Genomic DNA, 18,258 nt, shown 5'->3' on the forward strand with positions numbered 1-18,258 from the left:
TAACAGGTTCTGAAGTCTGTTGCGCAGCCACTTTCTTGGCTTTCGCTCGAGCAATAGCCGCAGCAACAGCGGCTTTGCGCGGGTCATCTCCCTCTGCGCCGCCTGCAATCACTGGGGTGTCAGATTGGGCTTGCTCTGCAACTTTTTGCGCCTGTTTAGCACGAGCTTGGGCTTTACGCGCTTCTCTTGCTGCAATAACGGCACTATTATCCGGCAATTCGCCCGAAATAATTTTTATTGGTTCAGAGGTTGATGCTTTCTTCGCTTTAACGCGAGCCAGCGCCGCATTAACCGCATCTTTATCCGCAGTATCCACTTGAACCGCTGCTTTTTTATGGCGCTCTTCACGGGCAAGTTTTTCGCGTTCCATTCGCTGCTGTTTGGCTTCAAAACGTAGTTTCGCTTCTGCTGAACGACGTTCTTCTTGGTCTATCTCGCGAATTTCAGCTTTTTCTTGGCGATAATATTGCACCAACGGAATATTACTTGGGCAAACATAAGCGCAAGCGCCACACTCAATGCAGTCGAAGAGGTTATGTTTTTGCGCTTTTTCGTGTTCGTTGCCTTTACTAAACCAATATAATTGCTGGGGCAGTAATCCCGCAGGGCAGGCATCAACACATAAACCGCAACGAATACAGGCTTCTTCGATGGGCTTTTCACCCATTTCTTCTTGGGTAGGAACCAATAAACAGTTACAGATTTTCACCACCGGCACATTCAGATCCGGCAGCGTAAAGCCCATCAATGGGCCTCCCATAATCACCATTTGCTCATTTTCCGGTTCAAAACCGGATTGTTGAAGCAGATGCTTAACTGGAGTGCCTAAACGCGCCCAGAAGTTACCGGGTTGTTTAATCGCTTCGCCCGTCACTGTCACGACCCGCTCAATCAGTGGTTGACCATCAATCACCGCGCGTTTGATAGCAACGACGGTACCGACGTTCTGCATTAGCACGCCAATTTGGGAAGAACGTGCACCAGAAGGGACTTCTTTTCCGGTTAAGATTTTTGTGAGCTGTTTTGCGCCACCCGATGGATATTTTGTTGGGATCACGCGCACAAAAATCTGTGTATCTATAGGCGTCAGCGCACGTTTTAATGCCTTGATAGCTTCAGGTTTATTATCTTCAATACCAATCAGAACTTGGTCTGGATTGAGTAAATGTTGTAAAACGCGGCAACCTTCGATGACCTCTTGGGCATGCTCTTGCATTAAACGGTCATCTGCGGTGATGTATGGCTCGCACTCAGCAGCATTGATAATCAATGTCTTAATGGCATCTTTACCGCCTGCTAGTTTAGAGGCCGTTGGGAAACCTGCGCCGCCTAAACCTGCGATCCCTGATTGCTCAATCTTATTGAGTAAATCGGCGCGTGAAAGTTGTTGGAAATTAGGTTCGGGCTGCAAAGGTGCCCAAGTATCTAAACCATCAGATTTAATTTTGACACACAGCTCTTTTAACCCAGAAGGGTGAGCGGTAACCATCGGCTCAATGGCAACAATGGTTCCTGATGTTGAGGCGTGGACGGGGACTGTGCGACCCGTACCTTTGGTGAGCGGCTGCCCTTTAAGTACAGTATCACCAACTTTAACAATCAGTTCACCTTCAGGCCCTAAATGCTGTTGCAGCGGAATAATCAATTCATCAGGGACGGAAGCGACTCGCATAGGCGTTTGGCTGGATTGCAATTTCATCTCTGGCGGGTGAATACCGCCATCAAAGTCCCAAACATTATCTTTTTTCAACCACTTAAATAAATTAAGCATGGGAACCCTCTTTAGCTGAAGAAAGAGGTGCATCCGTAATGTTTTTAACGGGGATGGTGTTTAAATCCCATTTCCAGTTAGCGGTTGTGGTTTTAACCGGTACCATTTCAATACAATCCGTAGGGCAAGGAGCTACACACAGGTCACAGCCTGTACACAAATCTTCAATCACGGTATGCATAGCGCGAGTGGCGCCCACAATGGCATCCACAGGGCAAGCTTGAATACATTTGGTGCAACCAATACAGTTTTCTTCATCGATGACCGCCACTTTACGAACGGGGTTTTGTGCGTCTTCATCACCATCAATAGGTTGAGGATCCACGTTCATCAATTCGGCTATTTTGAGCATGACTTGCTCGCCACCAGGGGCGCATTTGTTAATCATCTCACCGTTATTGGCAACGGCTTCTGCGTAGGGACGGCATCCCGGATAACTGCATTGACCACACTGGCTTTGCGGTAAAATCGCATCCAGTTTTTCAACAATCGGGTCTTCTTCAACTTTAAAACGTAATGAGGCATAGCCTAAGATCAGACCAAAAATCAGCCCGAAAACGGCTAATATGCCAATCGCAATCCACAAAGACATCATTAGAATTTCACCAAACCACTAAAGCCCATAAATGCAAGGGACATTAACCCTGCCGTGATCAGGCCAATTGACGAACCTTTAAAAGGCGCTGGGACATTTGCGACAGCCAAACGCTCGCGAATCGCAGCGAAAAGCACCATCACAAAAGAGAATCCGACGGCGGCGCTAAAGCCATAGACCGCAGATTGCAAGAAATTATGGGATTGGTTGATGTTTAATAAAGCCACTCCAAGAACTGCGCAGTTAGTGGTGATCAGCGGTAAAAAGATCCCTAATAAGCGGTATAACGTTGGGCTGGTTTTTCTCACAACCATTTCGGTAAATTGCACAACGACAGCAATCACAAGGATAAAGCTCAGTGTACGCAAATAGACTAAATCTAGTGGGATTAAGATCAACGTATCGATTAGCCACGAACAAATAGAGGCGAGGGTCATAACGAACGTCGTCGCAAACCCCATCCCAATGGCAGTTTCTAGTTTTTTTGATACGCCCATAAATGGGCATAATCCCAAGAATTTAACGAGGACAAAGTTGTTGACTAACACTGTCCCAATAAAAAGTAGAAGATAGTCGGTCATTTCATAGCCTGAAGAGAGAAAAAAGCCCAAAAACTGACCGCAGTCAGTTTAACGGAGGCTATGATATCAAAGCTATTTTTGTGATGCTTATCGATCTTGTGTGAAAGTCATTTTCACGCGTTTAGAAACTTTCATATACGGTACGAAAAATGCAGCGCCTAAGAGTGGCCATGCAAGGATTTGCAAGGCTGCCTGGTCATCAATCGGGGAAAAGGCGAAGGTTTTTAGCCCAATTAACATTAATACTAATAGCCAGATAGTAAAACGACGGGGGAAGTCGCGAGAACGTTTAAACATCAATTGCGCTACATGCACGCTAAATAGTGACATAGCGAGGCTGATAGCGAATGACAAATACCACTGAGGAGTAATGAAACTACTCCAGCTTTCAACGGTGGTTACAATCTCATAGAACTTAATGCAGTACATCACGGTCATGCTGCAAGCAGCAAATAATGTCAGCAGTAAATAGCTAGCAGGGACTAATAGCCAGCCAGTAATGCGGTCTGCGTTATAAACAGAAGTCATAAATAAGGGATCCGTTATCACTAAATAATACAGATAAATAATAATCCTATCATAGATTTATTTGCTAATTGATTCATTCTGATGGTACTTTTTTAAAATAGCAAAATATGCCACTCATGTGAGGTCAATATGTCCAAACCAATTAAAGTCGGGATTGTTGGATATGGTTATGCCAGCAAAACATTTCATGCCCCATTTTTAGCCATGTTAAAGGAGTTTGAATTAACCACAATCTCCAGTAGCGATGCGAGCAAAGTCCATGCCGACCATCCTAATGTTAAGGTAGTGGGCACACCAGAAGAGCTGTTCGCAGATGCTGAAATTGAACTGGTGGTGATCCCAACCCCGAATGACACTCACTACCCATTAGCCTGTAAAGCGCTAGCAGCGGGTAAACATGTGGTGGTCGATAAACCCTTTACACTCGATGTCAAAGAAGCCGAAGACCTTCAACAACGTGCTGAAAAATCAGGTAAATTGTTGTCGGTTTACCATAATCGCCGCTGGGACTCGGGTTATCGCACCGTGAAAAAAATCCTGCAAGATGGTTGTTTAGGTGAGATTAAATATTATGAATCTCATTTTGACCGTTTTCGTCCTGTGGTTAGACAACGCTGGCGCGAAGCCAATATTCCAGGGGCAGGAATTTGGTACGATTTAGGACCGCACGTTATTGACCAAGTCCTGCAATATTTTGGCAAGCCAAAAGCGATTACGGTGGATCTCGGTATTATTCGTCCAGGTGCAGAAGCGGTAGATTATTTCCATGCAATGCTGGATTACGCAGATAAAAAAGTGGTTCTACATTCAACGACGGTTGCTGCTGCGCCAATGCCAATCTATACCATTCATGGAATGAAGGGTAGTTATGTGAAATATGGTCTGGATACTCAAGAAGATGCGTTAAAAAGTGGCGCTATTCCTCAAGGAGAGCATTGGGGGAAAGATCCGAATAATGGTATTGTGACCCTGTCACAAGGTGATGAAATGGTGACGAAGCCGTGGAACAATGAAAAAGGCAACTATGGCGGCTATTATGAAGCCATTTATGATGCTATCCGCCTCGGTAAGCCAAATCCTGTGACGCCAAGTGAAGCCATCGATATTATGAAACTGATTGAAGCCGGTATCGAATCAGCGAAAGAAAAACGTACCATCGAAAATATTTTCTAAGGTTCAACGTTGAAGATAAAGCCAGTTAACACTGGCTTTTTATTTGTGGAAAATCGAATGAATTTATTAGCAAAACTTAAAATAGACTCTTTTCTGTTGATCATGATTGGCGTGGTTGTCATCGCCAGTATTTTCCCATGTGAAGGGGAAGTTAAAACTGTTTTTCAGCACTTAACCACAGCGGCAATCGCGCTACTGTTTTTTATGCATGGCGCTAAATTATCCAGAGAATCTATCGTTGCAGGGATGGGGCACTGGCGGCTTCATTTACTGGTATTTGCCAGTACTTTTATTCTCTTTCCTATTATCGGTATCGCGTTACGTTTCATGGTGCCTCATTGGATGTCACCGACGGTATATATGGGATTCCTCTATTTATGTGCATTGCCAGCAACCGTGCAGTCAGCGATTGCATTTACCTCGGTAGCAGGGGGCAACGTTGCCGCCGCGATTTGTAGCGCTTCGGCATCCAGCATTTTAGGGGTTTTTCTCTCACCCGTTTTGGTGGGGGTATTAATGGATACCGACGGCAGCCAAGCTATGGACACCCTGAATGCGATTGGCTCAATTATGTTGCAATTAATGGTGCCATTTATTGTTGGGCATCTATGTCGTCCGTTAATCGCCAACTGGATTAATCGTCATAAAAGGTTGGTTAATACCACTGACCGCTCATCAATTCTTCTGGTGGTTTACGTGGCGTTTAGTGAAGCGGTTGTGGAGGGGATTTGGCAAACTATCGATGCTTATTCATTGTTTATCATCACATTAGTTTCTTGCGTTGTGTTAGTGGTGGTGATGGTGATTAACGTGATGTCAGCGCGCCTTCTTGGATTTAGCAAGGAAGATGAAATTACCATCTTGTTCTGTGGCTCGAAAAAGAGTTTAGCGAACGGTGTGCCGATGGCGAACGTTTTATTCCCAGCGGCAACAGTGGGGATTATTTTGCTGCCATTAATGATTTTCCATCAAATTCAATTAATGGTGTGTGCGGTGATAGCCCAGAAATATGCCAAACGATTAGAAAAACAATAAGTAGCATGATGAGGCAGCGATAGCTGCCTTTATCAATGTGTCAATTTAGTTACAACATACTAATGGGTTTGATACTATAAATGAATTAGCAACAGAGATTACTTGAAATGTCGAAGGGTTAAATAGGGCAGAGAAGCGTCACTGCCCTAGGATTGGTTATAGGCGGTTATAACGGGGATTATCGGCTGGCTGCTTTACGCATTAACGCAACTTTTTCGCTCTCAGAAAGGAATGCCATGGTTAAACCATTACGTTGAGCCTGCTCAATTTCAGACTGTGTTAGGCCCGCTTGTGGTGCTGCCACATTATATTCGTATGGCAGCTCAATACCTTGAACAGCAGGGTCATCGGTATTAATGGATGCTAATACACCGTGGGATAAAAATGCTTTCAATGGGTGCTGAGCGAGTGAAGGAACGGTGCTGGTTTGAATGTTTGAAGTTAAACAGCTTTCAATCCCAATATTATTCTTGGCTAAAAACTCAATCAGTTCAGGATCTTCAATGGCTTTTACGCCATGACCAATACGCTGAGCGCCTAAATGCTTGATCGCATGCCAAATACTGGCTGCGCCCGCGGCTTCACCAGCATGAACGGTAATATTGAGTCCAGTATTACGCGCTTTGGTAAAATGCTCTTCAAATAGGGCGCCTGGGAATCCTAACTCATCACCCGCTAAATCGAGAGCGCACAGTTTATCTCGATGAGCGAGAAGGCCGTCTAATTCAATAGCACAAGCTTGCTGTCCAAATGTACGGCTTAAAATACCAATCAGATTGACTTGGATATCATATTGGCGACAACCAGCGGCAATACCATCAATCACTGCGTCAACAACACCTTCAACAGGAAGCTGGTGCTTCATGGCCATATAGTAAGGGGAAAAACGCAATTCAGCATAATCGATGCCTGCGTTGAACGCATCTTCCACGTTTTCAAATGCGACGCGCTTACAAGCATCTAAATCCGCGAGGACAGCAACACCCCAGTCCAGTTTAGTCAAAAAGCCCACTAAATCGGCTTCTTGTCCCATAATTTGAACGTGAGGGCGTAATGCTTCAATTTCATCGGCTGGAAGCTGAATATGATGTTGTTGTGCAAGGGAAAGAATGGTTTCAGGGCGAATATTGCCATCAAGGTGGCGATGTAAATCCGTGAGTGGGAGTTGTTTGTTTATCACAATAAATGATCCTTATAGATATATTGCCTCCATTTTGTCTGTAATTGAGTAAAAATCAATGAAAAAGAGGGTGATAAAAAGAAAAACGCCAGTCTGTGTGACTGGCGTTTACCTGATTTATCTTAAGGATAAATTATCTTAAGAATCAATTACTGTGCAGCTGGCGCTTCTGCTGGTTGTTCTGCTTCAATTGCAGGTTCTGCAACTTCTGCACCATCAGCAGGTTGAGCTTCTTCTTCGTAACCCATTTCATCTTCTGCGCCTGGCATCATTTTCATCTTAGTTAAGAATTCAGCTAAGGTATATTTGTCGTCGTTGAAGGTCAGGTCGTTACCAGAGAATTTAACAGTCATGGTTAAATCGTTTTCGCTGTCGATCATCCAAGGGTGTTTTTTCTCTTTTGCTTTTTCTGCGCGTTGTTCATCAGTCATGAACATTTCTTCGAACGGGTTAGAGAACATATCTGCAGTCAGCATTTGTTGAACGCCTGCGAACTCTTCAGAAACTTGTTCTTGAACCGCTTTCTTATCTTCTGCTGATACTGCTACGCCGCCATCTAAGATCATCGCTTGAGTCATTGACTCAATGATCATTGGCTTGTTCAGTTTCATGCTGAAGTCAAAAGAAGTGATCAGTTGCTTGAACGCTTCATCCACTTTGTTTTGCATCGCTAACGCAGTGATTTCGTCTTGATTCCACTTGTTGAATGTGATGCTTAGGTCGATAGAACTTTGACCAGCGTCGTTTTTCCAGTAGAACGGGCTCATAGTGAATACAGGCTTGCTTTTCATCAGCTCAGGCAGAGTGGTGGTCATCATCTGCATTGCGATTTTTTCGCTAACTTCACCTGGGTTGCCTGTTGCTAAGCCATCAGCCAGTGCTTGGTTGTATTGCTCAACAAATTTGCCTAATGCTTTCGCATCTAATTTTTCGATAGCAACAGTCAGCTCACCAGAACCTAAGTTTTGCTCTAACGCTTTTACATCGCTGATTTTGTAAGAAATGCTACCTTTAACATCATCACCGTTGATAGAAGTATCACTTGAAACGTCTAAGTTTTTGAACGAGAACTTAGTCTCAGGGATGCTAACATCAGTATCTGCGATCACGAAAGATTGAGTACCAGTATAGAAGCCGTGCTGAGATTTCGTTACGTTAGAAACCAGCTTCAGGCCTTTCATAGTGAGAGAGCCTTCTTCCTTGGTGCTGCTAATGACTAAGCTATCAGTCACTAAAGATGCATCAACGGTGCTTAAGTCAGAACCGGTTGCGATATCAAATTTAGCACCACTGAAAGAGAACTTACCGTCATCTTTTGTGTATTCGAGAGGGATCAGCTCAATGCTAGAATCCACGTTTTTGCTGTAACCGATAACCGCAGAACCATGCATGAATGGCTTGCCTTTAGTCGCTTCAAACAGCTCTTTAGTTACTTTAGTGTTCGCTAATTCAACATTTACTGCACCCAATTTTGGCATCAGGTTGAATTTAGCCACTTGAGATAATGGCAGCGGGCCGTGTGAGATATCCGCTTTAAAGACGATGTTTTCGTCAGCAGAAGTGGTTGAAGTAATGACGATGTCTGCTTGAGAAGAGAACACACCACGTTTGTAGTTCTCTAATTTAAAGACAACATCAGCACTTGGATCGTTAGCGGTGATAAACGCATTGGAATTCGTAATCACTTTATTCAGTTCAGCTTCGACTTTTGAACCTGTGTACCATGATGCGCCAGTCCATACTGCGCCCAGAGCAACGATAACACCTACCGCAACTAATGACTTTTTCATTATCAACATCCATCCTTTCAGTACGTACAAAACGTACTTATGTAAAAATAATATAAGTTTTTATTACCCGTTTGGCTGTGTGTACCAACGGCTAAATACAGAATACGACCTAAAAATTAAATACTCGGGCTAATTGACCATTTCCTTTAATAGAAATGTTATCCTCATAAGCAGGTAAGAATACAGATTCACCAGAATTCATGTTTATTTCTTGATTACCTGATCGCAATACTAACTTACCTTCAATACAAAACAAAATTGAAGCAACATGGTTAGTTATGGATAACCCCGAGCAGTCAATAGAATATATATTAAATGAAAAATCTTCTACTGGGATCTTATATTTCCAGACATTTCCAGATTTTTCGGGGATATTGAACAAATCCTCAGCTTTAATTGATTTAAAATCAATATTATCAACCAGTTCTTGAACATCGATATGTTTACTGGTTAATCCCGCTCGTAAGACGTTATCTGAATTAGCCATGACTTCTAACCCAACACCTTCTAAATAGGCGTGAGGGGTTCTAGCGGCTAAAAACATGGCGTCACCTGGTTGTAATTCAACGATATTTAGCATTAAAGGTGTAAATAAACCATTATCGTCTGGATATAAGTTCACCATTTGTTTAATTGAATTCCAAGGCTCTCCTTGTTTGCTATTCAGTGCGGCTTTTAATACCCCTATAGCAAGATCTTTTTGCTCGCCTGTTAGATTAAGAATTTGTGCAAATAGTTTTTTAAGTCGTTCTTCACTTGGTGTTTGGACAAATAGTTGGATTTCAGGGTGAGCGGCAGCAATAAAGCTGAATAATTCGACAATTTCATCTATAGGACGAAATGCATTCATTGCTTTAAAAGACGTTAAGGCATAAATCAGCTCTGGTTTATGATTATCATCTTTATAATTACGGATAGGGGAATCTAACGGGATCCCTTGTGCATTTTCTTTAGCAAATCCTATTTCTGCATCATGTTTATTGGGATGAACCTGAACAGATAGCGGCTGCGCAGCACACAGCACTTTAAATAAATAAGGCAGGCGGCCAAAGTGCTCGGCAATATGTTTACTCAGTATTTTCTCTGGGTTTTCGTTAATGAATGCGTTTAACGAGATCTTCTGATGTGTTAAGGGGGATATGATCTCAGAACTGGCTTTGGGGTGAGCGCCCATCCAAAGTTCAGCCATCGGTAAATTATCCGGATTAGGGTACCCATACAGTTCATTGAGGGCCGTTTTACTTCCCCAATCATAGTGTTGGATTTGGTTAATCATTTTTAGCATATCAAATCTCTCTTTTTGCAAAAATCAACTAATTTCCTTTTTACTACAGCACAATAAGCTCGACCAAGTCTCATAATTGAAATTCAATTTGTGGCATTATACTGCTCGGTTATTTGCTTACCTGCAAGCAGATGATTCTATAATTAATTATTCTGAATATGTACCTAAGGAGCTAGTAATGGCAGCCACTCGCATTGAAAAAGACTCAATGGGACCAATTGAAGTACCTGCTGACCACTTGTGGGGCGCGCAAACGCAGCGTTCTTTAGAACATTTCCGTATCTCTGTAGAGAAAATGCCTGTTGCTCTGATCCACGCATTAGCCGTCACGAAAAAAGCGGCTGCAAGCGTGAACATGGATTTAGGTTTACTGCCAAAAGATCGCGGTGATGCGATTATCGCTGCGGCAGACGAAGTCCTTGCTGGCAAGCATCCAACAGAATTCCCTCTCGCTATCTGGCAAACCGGTTCTGGTACTCAAAGTAACATGAACATGAATGAGGTACTTGCTAACCGTGGTAGCGAAATCCTCGGCGGACAGCGCGGTAACGACCGTCTGATCCACCCAAATGACGATGTTAACAAGAGCCAAAGCTCTAACGACGTCTTCCCAACAGCAATGCACGTAGCGGCCGTTGTCGCGATGCGTGAGCATTTGCTGCCAGAACTGAAAGTTCTGCATAAAACCCTCGATGCGAAAGCAAAAGAATTCAAAGACATTGTTAAGATCGGTCGTACGCATTTACAAGATGCAACGCCATTAACATTGGGCCAGGAAATTTCAGGCTGGGCGGCGATGTTAGCCCACAATGAAAAACATATTGAAAATGCAGTGCCACATGTTTGTGAGCTTGCATTAGGTGGTACGGCTGTTGGTACAGGGCTGAATACTCACCCTGAATATGCGGTTCGTGTTGCAAAAAAAATCGCTGAATTAACCGGCCAACCGTTTGTGACGTCACCGAACAAATTTGAAGCATTAGCAACCTGTGATGCATTAGTTCACGCACATGGTGCATTAAAAGGCTTAGCGGCATCTTTAATGAAGATTGCTAACGATGTTAGATGGTTAGCATCGGGTCCTCGTTGTGGTATCGGCGAAATTTCGATTCCTGAAAACGAACCAGGCAGCTCAATCATGCCAGGCAAAGTTAACCCAACGCAGTGCGAAGCATTAACCATGTTGTGTGCTCAAGTTATGGGTAACGATGTTGCAGTTAACATTGGTGGTGCTTCAGGTAACTTTGAATTGAACGTATTCCGTCCAATGGTTATCGATAATTTCTTACAATCTATCCGTTTATTAGCTGATGGTATGCGTAGTTTCAACGAACACTGTGCGGAAGGTATCGAACCAAACCGTGAGCGTATCGAGAAATTACTGCACGAATCTCTGATGCTGGTGACTGCACTAAATACCCATATCGGCTACGACAAAGCAGCTGAAATCGCGAAAAAAGCGCACAAAGAAGGTCTGACTCTGAAAGAATCTGCTCTGAAATTGAACTACTTAACTGAAGCTCAATTTGATGAATGGGTTCGTCCAGAAGATATGGTTGGCAGCATGAAATCGTAATAATCTTTATCTAAGATAAGGTTTTCAGCCCCTGAACTAGAAATAGAGCAGGGGCTTTTTTATCGCTCTATATACAGATTTAAGCGTGGTATCAGTAATTCAACTGGCTTAGCTTTTGGGCGATTACGCAGTGCGATACTGTCTTGATGATAATCCGCCAACTCCCCCAGTTTTATGTCACTCAATGCTTTATCAACAGCAAAAACCAATATCGGCGTGGCACAAGAATATTGAGTCTGTTTCTGCGTTTCTTTGTCCCAAACTCGGGCGATAGGTTGAACTTTTACCGGGCGCTGTGTTTTTAGAATGCAATCATGGGGAAGGGAGCGAACTAACTGGATCTCAGTTTCTAACTGTAACTGCCAATGTTCGCGCTGTAAATGAGCTGGTGTTCTTCCACTTTCTAAACTGGCTTGCAAACGGTTGAGCATTTCTTCTTGAGTCACTTTATTGATCACTTTCTTATTTGCCCACCCAAAACGAATGGTATCGGGGTCGACAACAGAGGTGAGGGTTCGATAGGTATTCAGCGTAAGTAGTCCATGCAAGCTTTCTCTTATAAATTCAAAACGATGAACCTCATCAACATGGGTCACTATCTGCTTTATGTCTATTTTTAATTGGTTGATATCAAAAATTAACTGCTGAAATTGTTTATATTCAGCATAAGAGGGAGCCAAACAAATCGCACCCGGTAAACGTATCGCGGTTTTATTGCTAACTAATTCTGATTTTTTATGAATAAATAATAGCTTAAATAGTTCTGTTGTTTGGGTGATTGCGTCGTGTCCCGTATGTTTATCCACAAAGATAGAATTGACATCATTGTTTTCATCCCCTTTAAGGGTTTCCGGTAAACTAAATACGGCCGCATTGATATCTTTTTGCGCCTGAAGCAATTGGCATAGCCGATTAATATTCGACTCTAATAGATTGAATGAGCTAATTAACTGTTGTTTGGACATTTTGAGTATTCAACCCTATATTTAGTTACAACATTCTTTTTGTTATAAAACAAAAGTAACATTAACATCTGTGTTTATAAACTGGCATAAACAGGAAATTAAGGGATAGCGAGGTAGGGTATTATACTATCCCATCATGGAATTTTCTTACTGTTATTTTTTATAATCTACTTCTATATCAATGACTTGATAAAATGCATTGGCTGTATCATCTATGGTCCAAACACTTAAAACAACATGATAACCTTGATAATTTTGAGGGAGCCTGCAATTGTGTTGCACTAAACTCGCCGGCATCTCCACTTTTTCGTATTTGCAAAATGGTGTTAATTCAAATTGCGCTCGAGTTAATGGCTCACTTGGGCTCCAATCTTTTCGCGTAATAAAATATTCCCATTTAGTTGTTTTGTGGATAGCAGTTAAGCGCCAGAAAAAATCAAAATCGGGCGTTTCTATTAACATTCGAGCCCAACGAAAAGGTTGCTGAACATCGAGAGGCGAAAAAGCCGCAATACCTGCACTGGCAATTTTGCCGTCAATCGGCCCTTTTTGAGGAAAACCTTTCAATCCTTCAACCGATTGAGGTTCATACTGGACAGCGCCACAGTTTTTATTGGTTTGTAATTTACACAGGTAGGCTCGGCTTGCGGGATACTCGATATAGCCATGAGGCAGGGCAAAGTAGCTATAGCAGAGTAATAAAGGAAATAATAATAATTTTTTCATTGAAGATCCTCATCATTGATTAATTTATATATTTTCTATTAACCATGATGAGGATGTGAATTCTAACCTTTAGCAGCAGTTAACTTATTGGATTATTCGGTAATTTATAAGTCACTAACATTTTGTTTTTAACTTATATGCGATACCTACGCCGGCCAGTAGAAGCACTGCAATAAATAATGCGACGCCATTCCAGCCATATGCCGACCAGAAAAAACCGCCCAATGTACCGGCTATACTGGAACCCGCATAGTAGCTAAACAAATAGAGGGACGATGCTTGTCCTCTTGCCCGTTTAGCGCGACGTCCCACCCAGCTACTTGCAACGGAATGCCCGGCGAAGAATCCGGTGGTCAATACTGTCATGCCTAATAAAATGACCCAAATATTACTGTGTAACGTCAAAATTACGCCGATTAACATCATCGCAATGGCAGCAATTAAAATTCGCCCAAAACCATGTTTCTGGGTCAAGCTCCCTGTTTTCGTCGCACTGTAAGTTCCTGTTAAATAAATAACAGATAAGAATCCCACAACAGATTGACTAAAATTATAAGGTGATTCAAGTAAGCGGTATCCAATGTAGTTATACATGGTGACGAAACCGCCCATCAAGATAAAGCCCTCAACAAATAACCAGGGCAAACCCGTATCACGTAGATGTAAATGTAAGTTAACCCAAAGGTTTTTAGGTTTGAGAGAGCTTGCACGAAAGTGTTGGGATGGTGGTAATAAACGCCAGAATCCAATCGCCGCCAACAACGCCAATGAGCCTAAAATCACAACCGCGACTCGCCATGAATAAAAGTCGGCAATTACCCCTGTCATTAAACGTCCGCTCATTCCCCCAATAGAGTTACCACTGATATATAAGCCCATCGACAGTGCGACATAGCTCGGATGAATTTCTTCGCTCAAATAGGTCATGGCGACGGCCGCTACACCACTAAGCGATAACCCCACTAATGCACGGGCGATCAAAATCCCTTGCCAGCTTTCCATTATTGAGCTCATTAACGTAAAAAGCGCAGCACAAGTCAAGGAAATGACCATCACGTTTTTACGACCAATTGCATCGGAAATAGGGCCGGTGATCAGTAACCCCAATGCCATTAATCCCGTACTTAAGGAGAGTGATAAACTGGCAGTCGCCGGGGAAATATTAAAGTCCGCGGACAACATTGGCAGAATAGGTTGCACAAAGTACAGCAACGCAAATGTTGCAAAACCCACAGTAAAAAATGATAGCGTTACACGTAGATACAGTGCATCGTCCCGTTGAATATAGTGTTTTTTCGGGGCGGCATTGGTCAAGGTTTTGGTTTGTTTTCCTTGGAGAGATTGGCTCGTTGAGAGGCTATTTGACTGCTGTTCCATGTAAATTCCTTGACGACTAGACGGACTTGATTTCGATCAAAGAATAGAAACTTTCTATTTTTTTGTCTAATATATTAATAATACATAATGATACATTTAAAATATCAATCAGATGAACATCGAATTACGCCACCTACGTTATTTTATTGCTGTTGCCGAAGAGCTACATTTTGGACGTGCGGCTGAGCGCTTGCACATGTCTCAGCCACCATTAAGCCAGCAGATCCAAGCTCTTGAAGAAATGGTGAATGCCAAATTATTAGAGCGCAATAATCGCAATGTTGCCTTAACGCCAGCCGGTGCCATGTTTCTCAAAGAAGCCTACCAAATTTTAGGGCAGGTCGATGCGGCAGCGACCAAAGCGGCTCGGATGGAAAAAGGGGAACTTGGCGAACTGTCTATTGGCTTTACGTCCACAACGCCGTTTATGCACAAAGTCACCATGAGCCTGCGCCAATACCGAGAAGCATACCCTGATGTTTCCATTCATATGCATCAAATGAATACGAAGCAGCAAATCCCGCCTTTAGTGACCGGGCGCATAGACATTGGCATCATGCGCAATACAATATTGCCTGAACAATTGGACTATCAATTATTATTCAGGGAGCCTTTCATGGTTGCGGTTTATGAAGGGCATCCTTTACTGGCTTTCGAAGAAAGTGGTGTCGATATTAAGCAGCTTGCGGCTTACCCGTTAGTTTTCTTTGAGCGGGAAGTGGGTACGGCGCTGTATGATGAGATCAACCAATTATTAGCCTCTGAAGGGGTGGTTCCTACTATTTCCCAAGAAGCGGGGGAAGCCATGACCATTCTAGGCTTAGTGTCTGCTGGAATGGGAATTTCTATCATCACTGAATCCTTTACACGAATGAAGATTGACGGCGTGAGATATCTAAAACTCGCGAATATTCAAGCTACTTCAGAGGTCTGGTTAGTCTACAATACACGACGAACGCCACCTGCTGCAGCTAAAAAACTGACTGAGTTACTGCTGCACAATATTGTGGGTATATAAGGCGTAGAATTTGAAATGATTAACGAGAGTTGCATCACGTTTTATATGTAAATGTAGCCGCGTTTTCATTTGTATCAGGCATAATCAATCATAATTTATAACGATTTCTGAGTGTTAAGATGATAAACCAAACGGGGAATACCGACCAAATAAAGCAATTAAATACTGGGCTTGTGTACCGAATTATTGCACAGCATGGTCCTATTTCCCGTATTGCGTTATCAAAACAGTCTCAATTGGCCCCAGCGAGTATCACCAAAATTACCCGTGAACTGATGGATGCTCACTTGATACAGGAACGTGAATTTCCAGTATTAGGGTTAAGAGGACGTCCAGCTGTTGGGTTAGTCATTGAAAGTGAAGGCTGGCAATTTTTAGCCATTCGAATTGAACAACAACACGCCATCATTTCGTTAAAAGAAATTAATGCTAAAACCCTCACAGAAAAAAGCTATCCTTTTGATGTAAAAGGCAATCAACAATTTAGTGATCGGTTATCGGAACTGATTGGTCTGTTTTTCGAAGAAAACGCATCTCACTTAGAAAGAGTCACGGCGATCAGTATCTTATTAGATGGCCTCTTAGACTCTTATTCAGGGGTTATTCATAGGTTGCCTGACTACCATGTTCACCAACTGGATATTGGTGAATTGCTAACAGAAAAAACAGGTCTGCCCGTCTATCTTCACCCAACTGTTAATGCCCTGGCTATCGGCGATCACCTCAAATATTCAGAGTCTCGGCCACAAAAAAATATTATTTATCTACAAATTCAAGATGTGGTTAATATCGCGGTGCTGAATCACGGTTATTCTTTGGATTCAATAACACATCAGCCTATATTATTTGCACATACTCAAACTGATTCAGAAAGACCACAATCTTGCTATTGTGGAGGAAAGGGCTGCTTAGAAACTAAGATAGCTATTCCTGCAATTATTCAGCAAGCAAGGGAATTACTTGCAGATTATCCCGCATCCATCTTGCATAAAGTGAGCATCGATATTAATACAATTAGTCGAGGTGCAATAGAAAATGATCCATTATGTATTTTATTACTCGATATAACAGCCAAGCGCCTTGCTTACCCATTAGCAATGATGATTAATTTATTTGGAACTGAATTGATTTTAGTTAATTCCCCTTTAACTGATGAGCAAAATTACTGGCTTACTCGTCTACAATATTTTATCTCTTTATATGGGAACCCTCTTTACAGTAATAAATTAACGCTTGATAAATCAATAATTTCAATTAAAGAAAGTGAAACGGCATTAATTCAGAATGCACTTTATGATGGCTCACTGTTGTTGCAATTACTGCAAGGCTAATACAATTTGATAAACTTCTCACTATCTTACACAAAATTGAGCTAACGCAAACTTATCATTTCCCCATTCCCATAAACTGAATTCATATCATTTTTATAGCATTTTGCTGACCTTAGTCTGTCACTTCAGGATAGAACAACCATGAACAATCTATTTATTACCGGGACAGATACAGATGTCGGGAAGACGGTATCGACACTAGCAATATTACAAGCACTTAATAATCAAGGTATTAAAGCCGTAGGGTACAAACCTATTGCAGATCAATGTATCGATACACCTGAAGGGAAGCGCAATAAGGATGCACTTCTTATTCATCGTGTTTCGCAAGATCTTGTCTCGTATGATGAAGTTAACCCTGTCAGACTTGGCGATAATTACAGCCATGAAAACAGTATCGATTTTAATAAAATCAACAAAGGGTTAGATCACCTTCATGAGCAAAGCGACATAGTCGTTATCGAAGGTAATGGCGGATGGCGTTATCTTCTTGATGATAATACTTTTTATGCCGATTGGCTGAAAAAACAATCTGTTGGCGTGATCTTAGTCGTTGGAATTCAGCATGGGTGTGTCAATCATGCATTATTGACAGCTGAAGCTATTCGAGCGGATGGTTTACCGTTAGTCGGTTGGTTAGCCAATAGAATCAACCCAGGCTTGGCGCATTACGCTCAAATTATCCAGCGTATGCAACAACATATTAATGCGCCATTATTGGGTGAAATTCCTTATTTATTGCGTCCTGAAGAAAAAGAATTGGGACATTATTTAGATGGTGAAAAACTGCAAGAGTTTGTTTCGGTTCCTGCATTTTAATCTTTATATAAATTTTAATTTAATATCTAAGCAAAAGGGCGCAAATAGCGCCCTTTGTTTTACCGATACAGTCTATTTTCAGCTATATAGTCTATTTTCAACTATGGATTGATAATTGGACGGCCTGAGTTAACATCAAGGCAACGTTGAGTATTTGGCTCCCAATACGCATTAAGATTCAAACTTTTCTCACATTTATCTTTCGCATCAAATGCGGCATCAATCTTATCAAACTCTTTTTCGGTGCGGCGGTTAACTTTAGAACGCAGCATTTTAGTCTCATCCCACTGTTCTTTATCTTGTCGCGCCTGTTCTTTATTCAACGGGTCATTACTACCATTACCGACAGAAACACAAGTGCTACCCGCAGCGCATGATGTATTAGCTGCTTGCGCCGCATTAACCCACATCAAAGGGAGGCAAAAGCAGATTGCAGCCAGACCATTTTTGATAAATTTTTGTGACGTGCTCATGTAATTTCCTTTCATTTCAATACTCGCTCTATACC

At 42.2% G+C, this 18,258-nt stretch carries 17 protein-coding genes; 6 read left to right on the forward strand and 11 right to left on the reverse strand.

What is annotated here, in order from left to right; all coding sequences use genetic code 11:
- The 4 genes from rsxC to PR799_RS00020 form a co-directional block, all read right to left on the reverse strand.
- Window positions 1-1,771, reverse strand: a 1,771-nt coding sequence (gene rsxC, locus PR799_RS00005; RefSeq protein ID WP_272520931.1) for an electron transport complex subunit RsxC, incomplete at its 3' end; no start/stop codon positions are given.
- Complete coding sequence (rsxB, locus tag PR799_RS00010; protein WP_154626947.1) at window positions 1,764-2,366, reverse strand: electron transport complex subunit RsxB; 603 nt, start codon at window positions 2,364-2,366, stop codon at window positions 1,764-1,766. The genes rsxB and rsxC, both read right to left, overlap by 8 nt.
- Window positions 2,366-2,947, reverse strand: coding sequence for an electron transport complex subunit RsxA (gene rsxA / locus PR799_RS00015; protein WP_154603759.1), 582 nt, complete (start codon window positions 2,945-2,947; stop codon window positions 2,366-2,368). The genes rsxB and rsxA overlap by 1 nt, the downstream gene beginning before the upstream one ends.
- Before the next feature lie 87 nt (window positions 2,948-3,034).
- Entirely contained in the window at window positions 3,035-3,475 is a 441-nt protein-coding gene (locus PR799_RS00020; RefSeq protein WP_272520932.1) for a DUF2569 domain-containing protein, read from the reverse strand.
- Window positions 3,476-3,604: 129 nt separating this feature from the next.
- Here PR799_RS00020 and PR799_RS00025 point away from each other — a divergent pair, with 129 nt between their 5' ends.
- Window positions 3,605-4,648 carry an oxidoreductase gene (locus tag PR799_RS00025; RefSeq protein WP_272520933.1) on the forward strand — a complete coding sequence of 348 codons (1,044 nt, stop codon included), beginning with the start codon at window positions 3,605-3,607 and terminating at the stop codon, window positions 4,646-4,648.
- A 57-nt stretch (window positions 4,649-4,705) separates the two neighbouring features.
- Window positions 4,706-5,683 carry a bile acid:sodium symporter family protein gene (locus PR799_RS00030; RefSeq protein WP_154599237.1) on the forward strand — a complete coding sequence of 326 codons (978 nt, stop codon included), beginning with the start codon at window positions 4,706-4,708 and terminating at the stop codon, window positions 5,681-5,683.
- A gap of 178 nt (window positions 5,684-5,861) precedes the next feature.
- Here PR799_RS00030 and add read toward each other — a convergent pair whose 3' ends face one another.
- The 3 genes from add to manA form a co-directional block, all read right to left on the reverse strand.
- Window positions 5,862-6,863 (reverse strand): adenosine deaminase, encoded by a 1,002-nt coding sequence (gene add, locus PR799_RS00035; RefSeq protein ID WP_272520934.1) that lies wholly within the window; start codon window positions 6,861-6,863, stop codon window positions 5,862-5,864.
- 149 nt (window positions 6,864-7,012) lie between these two features.
- Window positions 7,013-8,653, reverse strand: coding sequence for a YdgA family protein (locus tag PR799_RS00040; RefSeq protein WP_154626941.1), 1,641 nt, complete (start codon window positions 8,651-8,653; stop codon window positions 7,013-7,015).
- Window positions 8,654-8,762: 109 nt separating this feature from the next.
- On the reverse strand, window positions 8,763-9,938 hold the full coding sequence (gene manA, locus PR799_RS00045; RefSeq protein ID WP_272521032.1) for a mannose-6-phosphate isomerase: 1,176 nt from the start codon (window positions 9,936-9,938) through the stop codon (window positions 8,763-8,765).
- Between the two features lie 178 nt (window positions 9,939-10,116).
- Here manA and fumC point away from each other — a divergent pair, with 178 nt between their 5' ends.
- Window positions 10,117-11,514, forward strand: coding sequence for a class II fumarate hydratase (gene fumC / locus PR799_RS00050; RefSeq protein ID WP_036947899.1), 1,398 nt, complete (start codon window positions 10,117-10,119; stop codon window positions 11,512-11,514).
- 59 nt (window positions 11,515-11,573) lie between these two features.
- Here fumC and tus read toward each other — a convergent pair whose 3' ends face one another.
- From tus to PR799_RS00065, 3 genes are all read right to left on the reverse strand, one after another.
- Window positions 11,574-12,479 (reverse strand): DNA replication terminus site-binding protein, encoded by a 906-nt coding sequence (tus, locus tag PR799_RS00055; RefSeq protein ID WP_272520935.1) that lies wholly within the window; start codon window positions 12,477-12,479, stop codon window positions 11,574-11,576.
- Window positions 12,480-12,632: 153 nt separating this feature from the next.
- Window positions 12,633-13,205 (reverse strand): lytic polysaccharide monooxygenase, encoded by a 573-nt coding sequence (locus PR799_RS00060; protein WP_272520936.1) that lies wholly within the window; start codon window positions 13,203-13,205, stop codon window positions 12,633-12,635.
- A gap of 114 nt (window positions 13,206-13,319) precedes the next feature.
- A complete protein-coding gene (locus PR799_RS00065) occupies window positions 13,320-14,582 on the reverse strand; it encodes an MFS transporter (RefSeq protein WP_272520937.1) in 1,263 nt (420 codons plus the stop codon).
- A gap of 112 nt (window positions 14,583-14,694) precedes the next feature.
- Between PR799_RS00065 and PR799_RS00070 the strand changes: the two genes are divergently transcribed.
- The 3 genes from PR799_RS00070 (at window position 14,695) to bioD (ending at window position 17,750) form a co-directional block, all read left to right on the forward strand.
- On the forward strand, window positions 14,695-15,600 hold the full coding sequence (locus PR799_RS00070) for a LysR family transcriptional regulator (RefSeq protein ID WP_036947913.1): 906 nt from the start codon (window positions 14,695-14,697) through the stop codon (window positions 15,598-15,600).
- A 119-nt stretch (window positions 15,601-15,719) separates the two neighbouring features.
- A complete protein-coding gene (locus PR799_RS00075; RefSeq protein WP_272520938.1) occupies window positions 15,720-16,931 on the forward strand; it encodes an ROK family protein in 1,212 nt (403 codons plus the stop codon).
- Between the two features lie 141 nt (window positions 16,932-17,072).
- Window positions 17,073-17,750, forward strand: coding sequence for a dethiobiotin synthase (gene bioD / locus PR799_RS00080; RefSeq protein WP_036947919.1), 678 nt, complete (start codon window positions 17,073-17,075; stop codon window positions 17,748-17,750).
- Between the two features lie 101 nt (window positions 17,751-17,851).
- Here bioD and PR799_RS00085 read toward each other — a convergent pair whose 3' ends face one another.
- On the reverse strand, window positions 17,852-18,223 hold the full coding sequence (locus tag PR799_RS00085; protein ID WP_006659792.1) for a DUF1283 family protein: 372 nt from the start codon (window positions 18,221-18,223) through the stop codon (window positions 17,852-17,854).
- Window positions 18,224-18,258: the final 35 nt, after the last annotated feature.

The organism is Providencia sp. PROV202, assembly GCF_028479565.1.
GTDB lineage: Bacteria > Pseudomonadota > Gammaproteobacteria > Enterobacterales > Enterobacteriaceae > Providencia > Providencia zhijiangensis.